Source organism: Pseudomonas sp. ITEM 17296 (genome assembly GCF_028895205.1).
GTDB lineage: Bacteria > Pseudomonadota > Gammaproteobacteria > Pseudomonadales > Pseudomonadaceae > Aquipseudomonas > Aquipseudomonas kermanshahensis.
The window spans coordinates 119,685-137,150 of sequence record NZ_WJRS01000012.1 but is presented as its reverse complement, the minus strand read 5'-3'; the positions used below and the strand labels follow the sequence as shown (position 1 = coordinate 137,150).

At 63.0% G+C, this 17,466-nt stretch carries 5 protein-coding genes; 2 read left to right on the top strand and 3 right to left on the bottom strand.

Annotated features, from left to right (window positions below):
- Nucleotides 1–72: 72 nt before the first annotated feature.
- The 3 genes from GIB19_RS15465 to GIB19_RS15455 form a co-directional block, all read right to left on the bottom strand.
- The gene (locus GIB19_RS15465) at nucleotides 73–5,289 is read right to left on the bottom strand and encodes an NEL-type E3 ubiquitin ligase domain-containing protein (RefSeq protein ID WP_274887105.1); all 5,217 of its coding nucleotides are present in this window, start codon (nucleotides 5,287–5,289) and stop codon (nucleotides 73–75) included.
- A gap of 91 nt (nucleotides 5,290–5,380) precedes the next feature.
- Nucleotides 5,381–9,409: a leucine-rich repeat domain-containing protein gene (locus GIB19_RS15460; RefSeq protein ID WP_274887104.1), complete on the bottom strand. Its 4,029-nt coding sequence runs from the start codon at nucleotides 9,407–9,409 to the stop codon at nucleotides 5,381–5,383.
- Nucleotides 9,410–9,472: 63 nt separating this feature from the next.
- A complete protein-coding gene (locus tag GIB19_RS15455; protein WP_342456464.1) occupies nucleotides 9,473–14,794 on the bottom strand; it encodes a dermonecrotic toxin domain-containing protein in 5,322 nt (1,773 codons plus the stop codon).
- A gap of 411 nt (nucleotides 14,795–15,205) precedes the next feature.
- On the opposite strand from GIB19_RS15455, the gene dkgB reads away from it, so the two are divergent.
- Together dkgB and GIB19_RS15445 are read left to right on the top strand one after the other, a co-directional pair.
- Nucleotides 15,206–16,009: a 2,5-didehydrogluconate reductase DkgB gene (gene dkgB, locus GIB19_RS15450; RefSeq protein ID WP_274887102.1), complete on the top strand. Its 804-nt coding sequence runs from the start codon at nucleotides 15,206–15,208 to the stop codon at nucleotides 16,007–16,009.
- Between the two features lie 147 nt (nucleotides 16,010–16,156).
- Nucleotides 16,157–17,338: an MFS transporter gene (locus GIB19_RS15445; RefSeq protein ID WP_274887101.1), complete on the top strand. Its 1,182-nt coding sequence runs from the start codon at nucleotides 16,157–16,159 to the stop codon at nucleotides 17,336–17,338.
- Nucleotides 17,339–17,466 lie beyond the last annotated feature (128 nt).

The following is a 17,466-nucleotide window of genomic DNA, read 5'->3' as shown; positions in this document are numbered from 1 at the left end:
TCTTCATCGCCCCCGGCCCGCGCTCTGGCGGGTCAGGGGCGTTGTTGTACACCCCTCTTCACCCGCCGCCCGTCAGCCCCTGCGCCCCGGTGGCTTCCTGGTCACGCTCACCTCCCCCGCTTCTGCCGCCCGCGCCCACTCGGCTTGCAGACGCGCCAGCGCATTGCGCACCCGGGCCATGACCGCCTCGCTTAAGTGGTTCTGCTCAAGATTTACAGTCTCCGGATGGGCCTCGACCCAGCCGAGCGCCTCCTCGCTCAATGCCGCGATACGGTTGCCACGCAAGTCCACGACCATGTCGGGATGACGCTGCAGCAACGCCAGGGGCATACTGCGCAAGCCGGTTGCGCGTAATGACAGGTAGCGCAGTTGCACGTTGTAGTGCAGCCTCGGCGCCATACCCAACGGGTTACCCTCCAGGCTCAGGACTTGCAACCGGGAGAACCATTCCAGTCGCAACTCGCTTTGGGCGTCCAGGACAATGGCGTTGTCGCGCAGATCCAGACGGGTCAAGCGGCCGAGGCCATTCAGTTGCTCCGGCACGCGGGTCAGCCGATTGGCACTGAGGTTGAGGATGCTTAGCCGGGCAAGGTTGCCAAGGCTGCGTGGCACATCATCCAGCAGGTTGCCACCCAGCTGCAGGTTTTCAAGGTTCGGCAGTTGCCCTGCGCGGGCATCCAGCGCAGCGATTTGATTGAAAGAAAGGTCGAGGCTGGCCAGATGCTCCAACTGCTCGATACCGGCCGGCAACTCGCCAAGCTGATTGCCACTGAGGTCCAGGTCCGTCAGTTGCCTGGCATTGCCCAAGCCGTCCAAGGTCTCGAGCAAATTACCCCCCAGACTCAACCTGCGTAGGCGCGGCAGATGCTCAAGCCCCTCAAAGGCCGAGAGCTGATTGCCTGAGAGGTCGACGTCCTCCAGGTTGGGGAAGCGGCGCAGGAAATCGCCGCTGAGCGTGGCAAGCTGCTGGTTACGCAGCGATAACGCGCGCAGGCGTTCGAACTGGATGCCAGCCGGCAGTTCGGGAAGCGAACTGACCGCCAGCCCATCGATGGATGAGCCCAAAGACGGCAGTTCATCTCGGTAATTTGCCTGCCAGGCTTCGCGCAACACACCGGCGATGTAGGACCGCGCAGCATATTCCGGCTCACTGGGTTGCCCGCGCCACGCCTCGAAGCTGTGTTCAAGCTGCCGCGACAAATGCGCATAGGCAAGGGTGCCGGGCCCATGCGGAGGTTCAAGCCGATACCAGGTCCACGGGTTGCCACGCGCCAGTGACAACGCTAATGCCTGCTCCTCTTCCCTACGCTGCGCAACGATCGCATTGACCGGTCCGCTTGGGGCATGGTCCTGGCCCGGCTCTGGCACCAACGCGGCCAGACGCGCACCGTACCTGCGGCGTATGGCTGCAAACTGCGTGCTGTATTCGACCCGCACGTGGTCCTGCCAGAACGCCTGCTGCACCAGGAACTGGCTGAGCGCCTCTGACGTCTCGGCGCGGTGCACGGCAGCCTCGGCCTCGACCAGATCACCCAGCGTCACTGTGCCGACATGCTGAAAGTCCAGGTAGGTCGGCTGGCCATAGAGGCCCAACGGCTCTGCTAGCCCTACTCGGAACGCCAGGTGAATGTCGTCCTGCTCGGCCTCACCCGGCCGCTCTTGCAAGCGTTCGATGTGCTGTGCGGCAAAGCGGTCGACCTGATCGAGCCTGAACAGCTCGCGGCCGAGGTTGCGCAACTCACGCTCGACCCGCCGGCCACGCAGGCCATCGGTGCGCAGCGCGACCTGCAGCCTGACGACCAGCGCATCCAGGTCCGCCCGCCCGCGTGGCAGGGCCGCCTGCTCGAACACCGCGCGCCGCACATGGGCATGGTGATACATCGCATTGAGCAATTCCCCAACGCGACGCCGCATGCCCTGGGCCTGGCGGGTAAATGCCTCGGCATGCAGTAGCTCTGCGAGGCACCCAAAGAACGCAGCGCTGTCGGCTTCGGCCCGAAGTGCCTCCCACTGGCCGCGACGCCGGGCGGCTTCCGCCTCGCTCAGCCCCTCGAACCACTGTTCATGCTCATTTACCCTTTCCACCACAGGAGGGGGCGGGGCAGCATTCAGCCGTTCAAGCGCAACCGGTGACAGCGGATTGCCCTGCAGGCGTACACAGTCGGGGTTGGCACGCAGCACGGCGGCCTGCGCCTCACTAACGTCAACGATGCGATTGTGGGTGAGATCGACCCATTCAAGGTTCGCCATGTGCGAGGTATCGGGTATGGCTGTCAGCCGGTTTCGCGACAGGTCCAGTTGGTTCAGCCGCGGGAAGCGGGCGAGAAAATCGGCGTTGACCGCCGTCAGCTCAAGGTTGCGCAGCGTCAACGCGATCACATGATCAAAATTCACCGCCGGCGGAAGGTCGGGCAGGCTGCCCAACCGTGTGCCTTCGAGGACCAGTATGGGGTTGCCACTGGCATCACGAACGCGTCGCTGCCAGGCATGCCGAATGCGCCGTGCCATGCGCGTGCGCCTGATCAACTGGATCGGCCCGGACGATTGCCTGCGCCAGCGCCCTAACGCCTGATCCAGTGCACGCAGCGCTTCGCACAGTTGCAGGTAGTAGTTCCATGGGGTCAGCCCTTGCTCGCGTGCGGTACTCGTGAAGGCGTCGAGGGCGCTGTCATCGTAATCGGGGAACAGCCGCTGAATACCCCGGCGCAGTGCGCGATTACTGCTCTCGCCACGGCCACTCAGGGGGTAGCCCAGGCGACCATCGCCCAGCCGCACCGGTGGCCGAAAACCCAGCCCGACCGGCGCCATGCCGAGCAGCGTGGCGGCCTTGTCGCGCTGCTCACTGGCCCACTTCGACAAGGCATCGGCCAGTGCCTGCGGGGACTCGCTGGCTTCACCCAGCGCCCGACGCTGCCACGGGTCGAGCTGCAGCAACAGCGCCTGGAACAGGCTGTCTTCGGCCTTGGCCGCAGGCAAGGGGCGCCCGTAGGCATCCAAGGCCTGATAGCCCTTGGCAGTTCTGAGCACGCTGCGCACTTCAGTGGCGGCCTGGGCACCCGCCCAGGCGGTCCGCTCGCCGGTCAGCGTGCCGCTGCGCAGCTCTATGCGTACAGCTCGCCAGGATGCCCGGTCGGCAATCAAGGCCAAGGCCAGTTGCTCGCTGTCGCGATTGAGCGCTGCCGCTTGCAGCAGGCCTGCACAGGCGCGGTCCAGGCGCGCATCCCGCAGGTACCAGCGCGCCTGCTCGGCCAAGGCCAGTGGTACGCGCTGGCGTGCGCGCAATTGCTCGACCTGCGCGTCGCTAGCGTGCTCGATGATCTCCCTGGCCCCGTTCACCGTGAGCCCGGGAAAGTCGCGACGTAGCAAGGTTTCGACTGCCGAGGGGCTCGTTTGCTGTGGCTGCAGATGAAGCTCGAAGCCTTCGTCCTGCAACCAGGGCAGTTGAGCATGCAGTTGATGACGCTGCACGGCATCCAGCAGCCGCGCAGGGGGCGGTGCGTGTTCTACATGCAGCCGGCGCAGTCGGTCCTCGTCGAGCCCGGTTGCACGCAACACTTCATGGGCCACCTGGTCATCGAGTTGCGCCAGGTCATGGCCCAGGTCACGCAACAACTGAGCACTCCCCTGCCACTCGTGGGGGCGTTCGAGTTCATGCTGCCAGCCGCCGGCATCATTGCCCTCAAGCAAGGGCGCATAGGCATTGACGCGGACAGGGTGGCGGACGCGCCGTTGCTGCGATTCAGCGTCCAGGTCGGTCAAGTGCCTTGCTACCGGTGTACGCAGGTACTCTCGCCCCTCTGCCACGGTAAGTTGCCCCACAGCGCCTGGCCCCTCGACGGCATAGCCGGGGAGCTCAGGGTCGCACAGTTTCAACCCGTGCTGACTGGCCTGCACGGGGACTAATTCATCGACCACGGCTGCACGGGCCAAGCGATGCGAGGCAGCACCCGCGCCGACATTGGCTGCTGTCATGATCACCGTCTCGGCCACGGCATAGGCATGCTCCAGTGCGCCCTGTCGGTCACCCAACTGCCAATCGGCATACCCCTCGTACACCTCGTCCGCCACCTGCAGCGCTGTGATGCCCAACAACGGCAACGCCAGCACCGGTAAGGCGAAACTCGCCAAGCCCAGTGCGTCGAGGGCAAAGCTCAGGTAGAAGTGCAAACGCCGGTCCCGCTCTTGAGCATCCACAGCGGTGGTGGGCACGGCATGCACTTTGGCGTTGTCCAGCAGGGTATCGATCTGCTGCTTGCGCAAGTGCTCGAACAACGGCAGCTCGATCGCCTCGTGGCGGCCGTCGAGCTGAACAGGGGCATTTTGGCCCGCACGTTTCAACGCGTTGTCCAGGGCTCGCGTATAGGCTTCTCGGTCTCGCTCACCGATGAACCGCTGGAAGAACTCGCCGTACTTCGGCAAGCGGAACTGTTTGCCCAACGTTAGGAACAGCGAGTCCCAGGAGGCGAACCAGGTCAAAGGGCCGTGAGGGTCATCGGGGATCCAGCAGAGCACGCCTTCTTGGCCAGCATGACGGACCTGGAAGGCCACGGCCCCTCGCACCCGCTGGCCAAACACCCTGATCTGCCGCGGTTCGAACCCGGCGATCGCTGACTTGGTCGCGACCATGGCCACCAGCGGCGCACATTGCTCACAGGCATGCGCCACGATCTCTCCATTGACCAGCGACTGTCGCAGAGCGGCCTCCAGGCTTGCGCGAAAGCCCTCCTCCATCAACGCTTCAATTTGCCGGCCAGCCTCCCCGCCTGGGGTCAACTGCCCCCGCAGGTAAGCCTGATATTGCCCACCCAGGTCGAGCGAGCGGCACAGCAAGGTGAACGCCCTGGGCGACAGACCGAGGGCTTGCCCCTCGCTGTCCAATACCGCACTCCCCTGCATGAGCCCAGTGGCGAGGGTTTCACCCTCGGTGAAGTTGTGCAGCGCCGACTGCAGCAGGCTGTGCTGGTAGACCTGCGTTTTGACCCCATCTGGGATCTGGGCAACGAACGACGGAAAGCGCTGCAAGGTTCTGCGCCGCAGGGTGGCGCGGCGCACATCGAGCGTCAGCGGGTGTTGCGCCTGTAATGCGTGTTGCAGCAAAGGCGCGGCAAACGCATCCAGCGGTGTGATCTGCGCAAGCAAGCCGTACAGCTCATGCTGGACCTGCTGCTGCCAGCGCTGGCTTTCATGCAAGGCGTAGAGGGTATCTAGCGAGGTCGCGGTCAGCCAGGCAGGCAAGCGGCTGGCGATCAGTGCGTCGGTGGAATCATTGGCGAAGGGCAGATTTGGCATCGCAGGCTCCTTGAGGCCGGAGCTGGGATTGCACCAGTACAGGGCGAGGCGCCTGCGGTAACTATTGCAAAGCACCCCGCACGCAGCGGCATCAGCCGCGTTGGCTCAGCGTGTCGAACTTAGCCCACGCAGCCCGCCAACGTGCCAGATCCTGCTCATCAAGGGGGTTGTTGTTCAGGTTGAGCCGGTTGGGGTGCTGCCGAATCCACGCCAATGCCCGCTCGCTCAGTTCGACGATGAGGTTGTCGGCGAGGTCCACATAGACCTGTGCATGACGCTCCATGAACGCCAAGGGGAATTCACGCAGGCCAGTCGAGCGAAGCGACAGATGGCGCAAATGGTCAAGGTTGCGCAGTGGCGGAATCATACCTATCGGGTTGCCATTCAAACTGAACGTTCGCAATTCGATGAACGCTTCCAAGCGCTGGCCGCCTGCCACGTCGATGACGATCTGGTTGTCCGCCAGGTACAACTCGGTCAGTTGCCGCAGCCGCTCCAGCCCCTCGGGTATCGCAGCCAGCTGGTTGCCGCGCAAGTTGAGCACTCTCAAGCCAGGCAGATTACCAATCACCGCGGGTACGCTGCTGAACCGGTTATCGCCCATGTGCAGTTGCAACAGCCTGTTCAGCCCGCTCAGTGTGCCCGGCAGCTCGCCAAGGCGATTACCGGACAGGTTAAGCTGCGTCAGACCGACCATGCGCTCGATACCTGCCGGCAGCGACGTGAACTGGTTGTTGCTCAGGTTCAAGTACTGCAGCCGGATCAACCGGTGAATCTGCTCGGGAAGTGTTGAAAGCAGGTTGTCACTGAGGTCCAGTTGGGTCAGCAGTGTCAGGCCCTGCACACCGTCTAGCGCAGAAAGGCGGTTGCGACGCAGGTCCAAACGCGTGAGCCGGGTCAGGGTTGCCAAGCCCGGTACCTCCGTGAGCGCGTTGTCGTTCACGATCAACTGGGTCAATGACGACAGGTGCTGCACCCCCTCGAGGGTGGTCAACCGGTTGTGCTGCGCATCCAGGCTGATCAAGCGATGCAGGTTGCCTAGCCCTGGCACCTCCGTCAGCCTGTTGCCACTCAGTTGCAAGCTTCGTAACTGAGGAAAACGCACCAGGAAATCACCCTCGAGCGCGCTCAGCCCGACATTGCTCAGGCACAGACGGTGCAAGTGCCCGAAGTGAAGACCTGGCGGCAGCACGGGCAGGCTGCCCACAAGCTCGTTGCGCACAATCAACTCATCGACCCCGCCAGGGCCATAGAAATCCGGCTCCCAGGCCTCGCGAATCATCTGCCCGACGCGCTGACGTCGATGGTAATTGACGGCCGTAGCCTGCCCCCGCCAAGCGCGCAAGCTCAGGTCGAGCCGTTCGACCTGCCTGGCCAGCTCGCTGAAGGCTGTCCAGACCGTGCGCCCTGGCCTTTGCGCCAGTTGCAGCGCCAGCCACATCACATCCTGTGCCGGGCGGTGCGGGAACAACTGGTGCAGCCCGGCGCGAATGGACTGGCGAGCGCGCATGTCTGCCGTGGTGAGAACCTGACCGCGCGGTGGGCGCAGGGCATCGCCACCACTCAGTGGGTAGCCCAGCCGACCATCGCCGAAACGCACGGGCGGACGAACTACCCCCCCTTTTGGCGCCATGCCCAGCAATGTTGCCGCGCGCTCACGTTGCTCACCGGCCCGCACCGCCAAGGCATGCCCAAGCTGCTCGCCGGTCTGGCCACCCTCACCTAGCACCTGTTTTTGCGCCTCATCGAGGTGCCACCACAGCGCCTGGAACAGAGTGTCATTTTCGCTGGCTGCAGGCGACGCTTGGTAACCCTGGCCGCGCCTGATGACGTAACGCACGTCAGCGGCCCCTTCTGCCCCGACGTGGGCGAGCAGGTCCCCGCTCAGGCTGTCATTGCGCAGCTCGATTCGGACGGTTTGTGCCCATGGCGCCGCATCAGCCAGCAGGCCAAATGCTAACCGCTCGGTGTCGGCATTCACCGCCGCCGCTTGATAGAAGCCTGCGTAGGCACGGTCCAGGCGGCTGTCACGCAACAGCCAGCGCGCTTCGCTGGCCAAGGCAAGCGGCACGCGCTGGGTGCCGATCATGCGCTCGACCTCTTCAGGCCCGGCGCGCTGGGTGATCTGCCGCGCAGCGCGCGGGGTAAGGCCCGGGAAGTCACGCGTCAACAGCTGCTCTGCCGCCTCCAGGGGGCGTTGCAGCCCACTCAGGTGCAGCTCGAACGCATCGCCGTGCAATTCAGGGTACTGCGCATGCAACTGATAGCGCTGCAAGGCATCATGCAGCCGTGCCGGTGCTGGCGCATGCTCAAGGTGCAGGCGCCGCAGGCGCGCCTCATCAAAGCCGGTCGTGTGCATGACATGCTCGGCCGTCAGGGGGTCGAGCGCCGCCCATGCGCTGTTCAAGCGCTGCATCAACTGCGTCGCCCCTTGCCAGTGCTGCGGGGTTTCCAACTGATGGCACCAACCGCCCTCGCCGTTGCTGTCGAGCCAGGGCGAGTAGGCGCTCGGTCTGCTGGGGTGCTGAATACGCAAGCCCGCGCCTTGCGCATCCTCGACTACCTGATAGGTCGCCAGATGGGTGCGCAGCCGTGTCTGCCCGGCCACGCGGGTACGCTCGCCAACGGCCAACCCCAGCTGCGGCACCGCGTAGCCGGGTAGTTCAGCATCGATCAGGCGAACCTCGTCGTGTGCCTTCAACACCGGCACCAGCGCATCAACGTACGCCGAACGCTCGATCAATCGTCCCGCCACGAGCCCAATCGATGCCACAGCAACGCCGGCAATCACGTTTTCGGCAACGCCCCACAGGTGGTTCAACGCCCCCTCACGGTCACCTAGCTTCCAATCTGCATAACCTTCATAGACTTCGTCAGTGATCTGCAAAGCAGCGATGCCCAACAGCGGCAGGCCAAGAACAGGGACAAACAGGCTGGCCAACCCCAAGAGATCGAACCCTGCGCTGGCATAGTCGCCCATGCGTCGTTCGCGCTCAGCCTGGTCCGCCTCGGCAGTTGGCGTGGCCAGTACACGCGCATCGTCCAGCAACGTATCGAGGCGGACTTTCCGCAGATGCGGGAACAATGACCGGTCAATCGCTTGGCTGCGACCGTCTAGCTGAATCGGCAGCGCGCCCGCTCTGGCCTGTAGCAATCGACGCAGTGTGCGGCTGAAGGCACAGCGGTCACGCTCGCCGATGAACCGCTGGATGAAGGCTGGGTAGCCCTTCGCCTGGCATCGTCGGCCCAGGCCGTGCCACAACTCATCCCACGTCGCAAAACGCTGCAGCGGACCGTGGGGGTCATCGGGAACCCATAGCACCACACCCTCCAGAGGCGCACTCGTCAGCCCCCCTCGCCGCGCCTCGAAAGCCAACACGCCGCGCAGTTGCTTGCCCAGCACACGCAGATCAAATGGCAACAGGCGCGTAGTGTCGGAGTCCACCACGGCCACCGTTGAAAGCACAGGGAGGAACTGCAGGTACAGGCGCTCATCAATTTCGCCCTTGAGCACAGCCAGACGTACATCAGCCTCCAGGTTGGCACGCGCGCTGTCTTCAAGCAGGGTCTCCACCTGCTTGCTCCTCTCCCCCGGCCCCAACAGAATTGACTCAAGATGGCGCTGATAGCGCCCACCCACGTCGACACTTCGGCAAAGCGCTACATAGACCTGCGGGCTCAGTGATTGCGGCTCACCTTGCGCATCGACGATGACGTGGGTTTGAAAAGCACCAGAGGGCGGTGTCTCATGCTCGCTGAAGTTGTGCAGCGCGGCCGTCAGCAAACTCACCTCAGCGATCTCGCTTACCGAATTGCCCAGCCCCCCAGGGCCCACCGATGCAATCGGAAGGGTGGTGGTGGTGCGCAGCTTCACCTGGCGCACATCCAGCGCCGGCAACTGGCGATCACTCAGTGCCTGGTCTAACAATGTCTTGGCAAAAGCGTCCAGTGGCGTGATACGGGCAAACAGCTCAGCCAAGTGGTGCTGGCTGCGTTGCTGGCGCTGCAGACTAACCCGCAGTTTGCCCAAGTGGTCCTCGGATGCGCTGGCAAGCCAGGCCGGCAAGCGGCAGGCGATCAGGGTATCCACTGCGTTGGGTTGAGGCTGTGGTGAGGGCATTGGCGGCTTCTCTGGTTGGTCAAAGCCCGAGATAAACAGCATTCCCCCTCACCACTGCGGTACTTAATGCTCCTGCGCCGGATGACGCGTGCACGCTTCAACGGTGAGTTCACGAATCAACGTATGGAAAACAGCGTTTCGCTCAGCCGCCAGCACAGCGATACGTTGCATGTATTCATTTGGATCGATCGCCAGGGCATCCAACGCATCCACGCGCGTATTGAAACCCAGTAGCCGAGCATCAAACCGTTCAGTAAAGCGCTGATGGAGATAGTCCTGCCAGTACCTGCTGCCTGCAAGCGATTCGATAAGTGCTTCAGGCCTACCTTCCTGCAAAAGGGACAACTGTTCGCGGGCTAACTGTACATAGGCACGCTCAAGATCATCACCCTGCAGGCCCTCAGTGCGCAGCGCGCGAACCCTGGCGAACTCAAGCCGATCGAGCTGGGCGAGATAGCTCTCGGCCATGCCGTCTCGTTGCGCTTCATCGAAAATGGCCCCTCGAACACGCTCATTCAATTCACAGGCGTCGATCAGGCTCCACACTCGCGCCTGTAGGGCTTCAACATCCTGCTGAAAATCTGCGGTTCGACTCAAACCGTCGAGGAACGCCAACCAATCTTCGACACCTGGCTCTGCCGTGAGCCGTGCCCATTGCGCTTGCCGTTGCTGCTGAAGTGGCGAGGGCAGGCCTTGCAGCCACCGATCACGCGAGGCGTCGACGCCATGATGCTGAGCCTGCGGGTTCGCCATCCTAACCACTACCCGCTCCGGCGCACGGGCAGCCTGAGCTTGCAACTGTGGTTCCGGGTGTGGCTCCGGCTGAGGCGGTTGCGCAGGCTCCAACACTGGCTGGACAGCCGCCAACCGACGCGCGCTGTCGTCAGACAGTGGATTGAGCTGGAGGTTGACGCCCTGAGGGTTCGCTCGGATCAAGCGGACCGCTTCCTCACTCAGCTCACTGATACGATTGCCATCGAGCCTGAGCGTCAGGTTGGGGTGTTCACGCATAAGCGCCAAAGGGAACTCGCCCAGTTGGCAATTGGCGACCGCCACGCTCTCCAGTGAAGTGCTTTGCGGTAGCGTCGGTAGGCTACCGAGCGGGTTAGTGCTCAGGTTCAGCATCCTCAGCGCTGACAATGCGTTCAGTCGAGCGGCGCCCCCGACATCCACGACAATCTGGTTGTTCGCCAGGCCCAACCGTTGAAGCCGGCCAAATCCGCGCAAGGCGTCGGGTACCTGGGTGAGGCGATTGTCATTCAGAAACAGCATCGTCAGGTCAGTCAATCGCTCCAAGCCTTCAGGCAGCGACGCCAACTGGTTGTTGGACAATGACAGATCATCCAGCCTGCGCAGGTCACAGACCCATGCCGGCACTTCGCTGAGGTGGCAGTTGTTGATCCGCAACTGAATCAGATTAGTGAAGCGGCTGAAGTAGTCGGGCGCGACGCTGGAAAAATCGATGTTTATCAGCCGCAGCCAGCGCAGCCGCCCCCAACTGATCGTGTCAGGAAATGGCGGCAATGCACCAATCTGCGCACCGTCAATGCGCAGGGCAAAATGTCGCTCGTGGGGAGGAGATACGCTTCCCGGCACCTCCGGCAGCCAGCTTCCAAGCAGACGCCGTGCAAAGGCCAGCCGGCCAGGGTCGTCGCCGCACCACTCTTCCAGGCTTTCTCGCAACGTACTGGCCTGCTCAAGCACATTGAGATGTGCAGCCAACACCTCATGCTGCGGCAGATGCGCACTGGCATTGGTCACCTGGTTGCCAATCCTAATCAAGATGGCACGAAGCGCCTGCACGCGCTGAGGATCATCTGCAATTATCTGATCACCCTCTTGAGGCGCAAACGGATCCACCGGTTCCAAGCGATCATTGGCGTCCAGTCGCTGAACAGACGCCTGGGACAAGGGGTTGTAGTCAAGGCAGATACGGGCCCTGTCGCGAGCGATCAATCGCAATGACTCATCATCCAGATCAACGATCCTGTTGGCCTCTAGCGCAAGGCTCATACCCGGATGCTGGCCAAGCAACTCGGTTGGGAACACCCGCAGCTGAGTGTTGCGCAGCGTAACCCTTCGCAACTCGATGCTTCTGACCAGTGACGGCATGCTTGCCAGCGGGTTACCGTCGAGTATCAGCACCTCCAGCTGTTGCATGCTTTCGAGCCGAACACTGTTTTGTGCATCGATGACGATACCGTTGCTTTCCAGACTCAAGGTCCGCAATTCGCCCAGTTGCCCAAGTACTTGCGGGATCACCGTCAACCGATTGTGCCCCAGGTCCAGGCTCGACAAACGCGTCATGCGCGATAGTTGAGCCGGCAGTGCCGCCAAGCGATTGCTTCGCAAGCTCACATGGGTGAGTTGTTCAAGGTCTACAAGCCACTGGGGCAGTGCCTCCAAGGCCGTATTTATCAATCTCAAACTACGCAGGCCGGCAAAGTGTTGCGCAGTGATGGGAGGCAACTCCATCGCACTGGTATTGCGCAGCGTCAAGCCGCTCAGTCGGCCCCAGCCAACGGTGTGCGGGAACGTTGGCACCCCGCCGGTCAGCGCGCCGTCAAAATCAAGTTGGAAGGTTGGCGTTTCACCTGGCAACTGTGGATGCCAAGCCTGCAGAATCTCTTGCGCCATGATCGCTCGCGATGCACTCCAATGCAGTCGCACACCACGGTCCGCACCTGCAGCGCGTTGCGCCGCATCCCCCGCTTGGCTCCAGGTATCCAGGCTGGTGCGCAATGTACTGACCTGCCGCGCCAAGTCAGCATAATGGTTCCAGACATCCCGCCTTGGCGTGCGGGCAATGGCATCCGCGTACTGGCGCAGGGTTTGCTCTTCGCGGTCGGGGAACAGGCGCCGCAGGCCTTCGAGAAGAGGGCGAACCTGCGCCTCGTCGATCACCAACGAAGGTTGTTCTTCTGGCAGACGCATACCCGGCCTGCCACTTAACGGATAGCCCAAACGCCCGCCGCTCAAGCGTGCGAGTGGCCTCAAACCCAATGACGCAGGTGTCAGCCCAATCAATTGTTCCGCCTGTTCATGGCGCGCGTTTGCGCGCTGTCTCAAGCCATCACCCAACTGCGTGGCGGACTGCCCTGCCTCCCCCAGCACACCGCGCTGCGCTGCATCCAGCTGCTTTAGCAACGCTTCAAAGAGGCTCTCACCCTGTACAACGTTAGTCAGCTGTGTGCCAGTGCCGCTGTAAGCCAGGTATTGGTCGTTATCTCGGACAATGATACGCACCTGATCGGCGTTGTTCGCCCCTGCCCAGGCGATCAATTCACCCTCTCGAGTCGCTTGGCGTATCTCCACCCTTTCGCCTTCAGGCCAAGGCGCCCAGCCTTCGATCAGCCCAAGGGCCAGCCGCTCGGTATCGGCATTGATCGCCGGTGCTTGCCACAAGCCCGCGCAGGCGCGGTCCACGCGCGCATCGCGTAGGTACCAGCGGGCAGTGCCAGCCAGTGCCATGGGCACCTTCCGCTGAGTAACCATGCGTTGCACCAGGCTTGGCTCGGCATTGGCGACGATCTCCTGCGCACCACGCACACTCAGCCCAGGGAAAGTACCCCGAAGAATACTTGCCTCAGGGGAGGCCAAAGGCTGCTCCGCCTGTAACCGTTGCTCGAATGCTGCACCCTGCAGCCCGGGCTCACGTTGATGCAGCTGATAGCGTTGCAGGGCATCGAGCAGTTGCGCGGGGGCTGGCGCATTCTGCGCATGCAGGCGGCGTACGCGTGCTTGATCAAAACCGGTGATGTGCAGCACATCGTTTGCCGTGGCATCGGATACCTCACTCAGCGTGCTACCCAAACGCCTGAACATCTGCGCTGCATCCTGCCACTGCTGCGGAACTTCAAGCGCGTGGCGCCAGCCGCCGGCACCATTGTGCTCCAGCAACGGCGCGTAGGCGTGCAGGCGCGTTGGGTGCAAAATGCACAGCTGTCGTGTCAACGGATCCTCAGCGACCCTGTAGGTGCCAGTGTGGGTGCGAAGTCGCTCCTGCCCTGCCTCGCCGCCTCGCTCACCCACCGCCAACGTGTCGTCCAGCACTTCGTAACCAGGCAGTTCGGGGTGTACCAGGCTTACCTGCCCCTCATTCAACCGTACGGGCACCAACCGGCGCACCAGGCCGGCGCTTTTGAGCACACGCCCAGCAACCACCCCGACACCGACGCCTACCCCAACCAGGGCAATATTCTCGGCAACGCCTAACAGGTGCTCGAGCGCTCCCTGCCGGTCACCCAGTTGCCAATCGGCATAGCCCTCGTACACCCCCGAGACCACCTCGACCGCCGCAATGGCCAGCAAGGGCAAGCCCAACCAAGGCACGAACAGGCTCGCGACCCCAAGCACGGACAAGCCTGCATCGAGGTAGAAGTGCAGGCGCGCGTTGCGCTCATTACTGTCCTGATCTGCCGTGGGTACCGCCAAGACCCTGGCATCATCAAGCAACGTGTCGAGCTGCACCTTACGCATGTGCTCGAACAGCGGCAGCTCGATAGCTTCATAACGGCCGTCGAGTTCGGCAGGCAGGTGGGCAGCCCGCGCTGCTTTAGCTTTGCTCAGCGCCTGGGTGAATGCCAGCCGGTCGCGCTGGCCGATAAAGCGCTGGAAAAACGCCTCATAACCGGGCAGCCGGAACAGCTCGCCTAAGCTACTGAACAACGTGTCCCAGTTGCCATACCAGGTGAGGGCCCCCTGCTCGTCACCTGGGATCCAGCAAAGTACGCCTTCCAGAGGTGCAGTTGCCTGCCCGCCTTGCCGCACTTCAAAGGCCATGGCCCCACGAATTTGCTTGCCGAGCAGCCGCAGGACTTTGGGGATCAACACCGCTGAATCACTGCCCTCGGTGGGCACAGATGACATGAGCGGTAGAAACAGCTGATAGCTTCGCTCATTGATCTCACCCTTCAAGGCAGACAGCCGTACAGCAGCCTCCAGCGCTGCCCGGTAGCCCTCTTCGACTATCCGGTTGACGCGGCGCCCCTCCTCTAACGGGGCTTGATAGCGGGCCTTGAGGTAGTCCTGATACTGCTTGCCCACATCGAGCGTGCGACAAAGCTCAGCGAATGCCACGGGCGCAAACGCAAGCGGGCTGGCGTTTTCATCGAGCAATGTCGCGCCGTCCTGAGAGGCCGCCTCACCCGCACTGAAGTTGTGCAGTGCGGCCTCAAGCAACGAATGCTTGAAAAACCGCACTTGCGGCTTGCCCAGCAGTTTTGCCAAGGGTGCAGGGAGCACGACTTTCAACTGAATCTGCGCCTTGCTCACGTCCAGCTGCAACTGCTGATCGTGCAGGGCCTGTTGTAGCAGGGGGGCGGAAAAGTCATCGAGCCCAGTAGTCCCTTGGTAAAGACCCTGTAGCTGCTGCTGAACGTCCATTTGCTGGCTCAGGCACAGGTTCAGTGCCCTCAGACGCTCCGGTGTGGCGTTGGCCAGCCAGCTGGGAAGGCGGCTGGCGATCAACTCGTCCAGCAGGTCGTCGCTATGGGTTGCCATCGGCATGATCGAGCGCTCCACTTGAATTGGGGCTCGATCACATCAGTTGCGCTGCAGGCGGCGGTGGTAGATGAATACCTGCTTGCCATTGAAAAGCAATTGCGCAGAGCGCGCATCGCAACGTCATTACCTCTCGGTGCGCTTATTCACAAGCGCCAATTCTTGCTCCAGACGCAAAGTACTTTGGAGTGACGACGGCTTTATCACCTTCTGGAGAAGCCGCACACTGCTCCCTCACCTGAACAACCAAAGCCAGCACCGTTCGGTTCACGTAGCCTCATCAGGAGCAAGATCATGAACATTCCCTCTTTCGGCCTGGGCACCTTCCGCCTCACCGGCCAAGCGGTCATCGATTCGGTCAAGTCGGCCCTGGCGCTGGGCTACCGCGTCATCGACACCGCACAGATCTACAAGAACGAAGCCGAGGTGGGCCAAGCCATCGCCGAAAGCGGCGTGCCGCGCAGCGAGCTGTTCATCACCACCAAGATCTGGGTCGACAACTACGCCGCCGACAAGCTGGTCCCCAGCCTGCGCGATAGCCTGGCCAAACTGCGTACCGACCATGTCGACCTGTTGCTGATCCACTGGCCGGCACCGGGCAATGGCGTCGAGCTGCCCGAGTACATGGCAGCCCTGGCTGAGGCCAAGGCGCAGGGCCTGACCCGCCAGATCGGTGTGTCCAACTTCAACATCGAACTGACCCGCCAGGCCATCGCGGTGGTTGGCGAGGGCGAAATCGCCACCAACCAGATCGAGCTCAGCCCTTACCTGCAAAATGCCAAGCTGGCCGCGTTCCTGCAGGATCAGGGCATCACCGTCACCTCCTACATGACCCTGGCCTATGGCAAGGTCCTGAAAGACCCGGTGCTGGCCGAGATCGCCGCCAAGCACAAAGCCACCGTCGCGCAAGTGGCCCTGGCCTGGGCTCTGCAATTGGGCTATGCGGTGATTCCGTCGTCGACCAAACGCGAAAACCTGGCCAGCAACCTGCTCGCCCGCGACCTGCGCCTGGACGCCGACGACATGGCGCGCATCGCCACGCTCGAACGCAACGGGCGTGAAGTCAGCCCGGATGGCCTGGCGCCTGCCTGGGACTGATCAACCCGCCGCTGCAGCTTGCACTGTAGGAGCAGCCTTGTGCTGCGAAGAGGCCGGTGAACACAGCATGAATCTTCGCTGTGTTTACGGGCCTCTTCGCAGCACAAGGCTGCTCCTACCCCCCCTTCATTCCATCCGGAGCGCTCGATGAGCACGCTTTCTCCCAAACGGGTCCTGTTCGCCCTGGCCATCGGCGCCTTCGGCATCGGCACCACCGAATTCACCCCCATGGGCCTGTTGCCCGTGATCGCCCAAGGCGTCGATGCAAGTATCCCCAGCGCGGGCATGCTGATCACCGCCTACGCCATCGGCGTGATGGTCGGCGCACCGATCATGACCTTACTGTTCAGCCGCTTCGGCAAGCGCGCCGCGCTGATGTCGCTGATGGCCATCTTCACCCTGGGCAACCTGTTGTCGGCACTTTCGCCGGACTACTACACGCTGCTGGCCTCCCGACTGGTCACCAGCCTCAACCACGGTGCCTTCTTCGGCCTGGGCGCCGTGGTTGCCGCCAGCGTGGTGCCCAAGGACAAACAGGCCAGCGCCGTGGCGACCATGTTCATGGGCCTGACCATCGCCAATATCGGCGGCGTGCCTGCCGCCACCTGGGTCGGCCAGCAGGTCGGCTGGCGCATGGCGTTTGCCGGCACGGCGGTACTCGGCCTGCTGGCCATGGCCGCGCTGTGGTACGCCCTGCCCAAGGGCGAACGCGGCAGCGTGCCCCATGTGCGCAAGGAATTGGCCGTGATTGCCCGCCCCAGCGTGCTGCTGGCCATGGCCACCACCGTGCTGGGTGCCGGCGCCATGTTCACCCTGTACACCTACGTGGCGCCGGTGCTGGCCGAGCTGACCGGTGCCTCGGACAGCTTCGTCACCCTCGGGCTGGTCCTGATCGGTGTGGGCTTCACCTTGGGCAACAGCCTCGGCGGCCGCCTGGCCGATTGGTCACTGGACGGCGCGGCACGGATCTTCCTGGGTGCCTTGGCGGTGCTCATGCTGCTGATGCCACTGGTGCTGGGCAGTCACCTGGGCGCCGCACTCGCACTGCTGGTGTGGGGTGTCTTCACTTTCGCCGTGGTGCCGCCACTGCAGATGCGCGTCATGACCGCCGCCGCCGAGGCCCCAGGGCTGGCCTCTTCGATCAATGTCGGCGCGTTCAACCTTGGCAATGCCGTGGGCGCTGCGCTCGGGGGTGGGGTGATCAGCCTGAACCTGGGCTACGCGGCGGTACCGATGGCAGGTGGGCTGCTGGCGGCTGCGGGGCTGCTTTTGGTATGGCTCGGCGGGCGCGCGAAGGCGACGGGCACAGCGTTGGACGGCGCAGCCTGAACGCCTGAGAACCTCCCCTAGAGAGGATGTTTCATTGATTTAGCAGGGCCCCGTGGGAGCCGGTTTGCCGGCGAACACCGGCAAAGCCGGCGCCATGAACCGCGTCGCCTGCATCGCCGGCAAGCCGG

What these genes read in the sequence shown, in the direction of transcription:
- GIB19_RS15455 (WP_342456464.1), bottom strand. Translation starts at nt 14,794, where the DNA reads ATGGACGTTCAGCAGCAGCTACAGGGTCTTTACCAAGGGACTACTGGG.
- GIB19_RS15465 (WP_274887105.1), bottom strand. Translation starts at nt 5,289, where the DNA reads ATGCCAAATCTGCCCTTCGCCAATGATTCCACCGACGCACTGATCGCC.
- dkgB (WP_274887102.1), top strand. Translation starts at nt 15,206, where the DNA reads ATGAACATTCCCTCTTTCGGCCTGGGCACCTTCCGCCTCACCGGCCAA.
- GIB19_RS15445 (WP_274887101.1), top strand. Translation starts at nt 16,157, where the DNA reads ATGAGCACGCTTTCTCCCAAACGGGTCCTGTTCGCCCTGGCCATCGGC.
- GIB19_RS15460 (WP_274887104.1), bottom strand. Translation starts at nt 9,409, where the DNA reads ATGCCCTCACCACAGCCTCAACCCAACGCAGTGGATACCCTGATCGCC.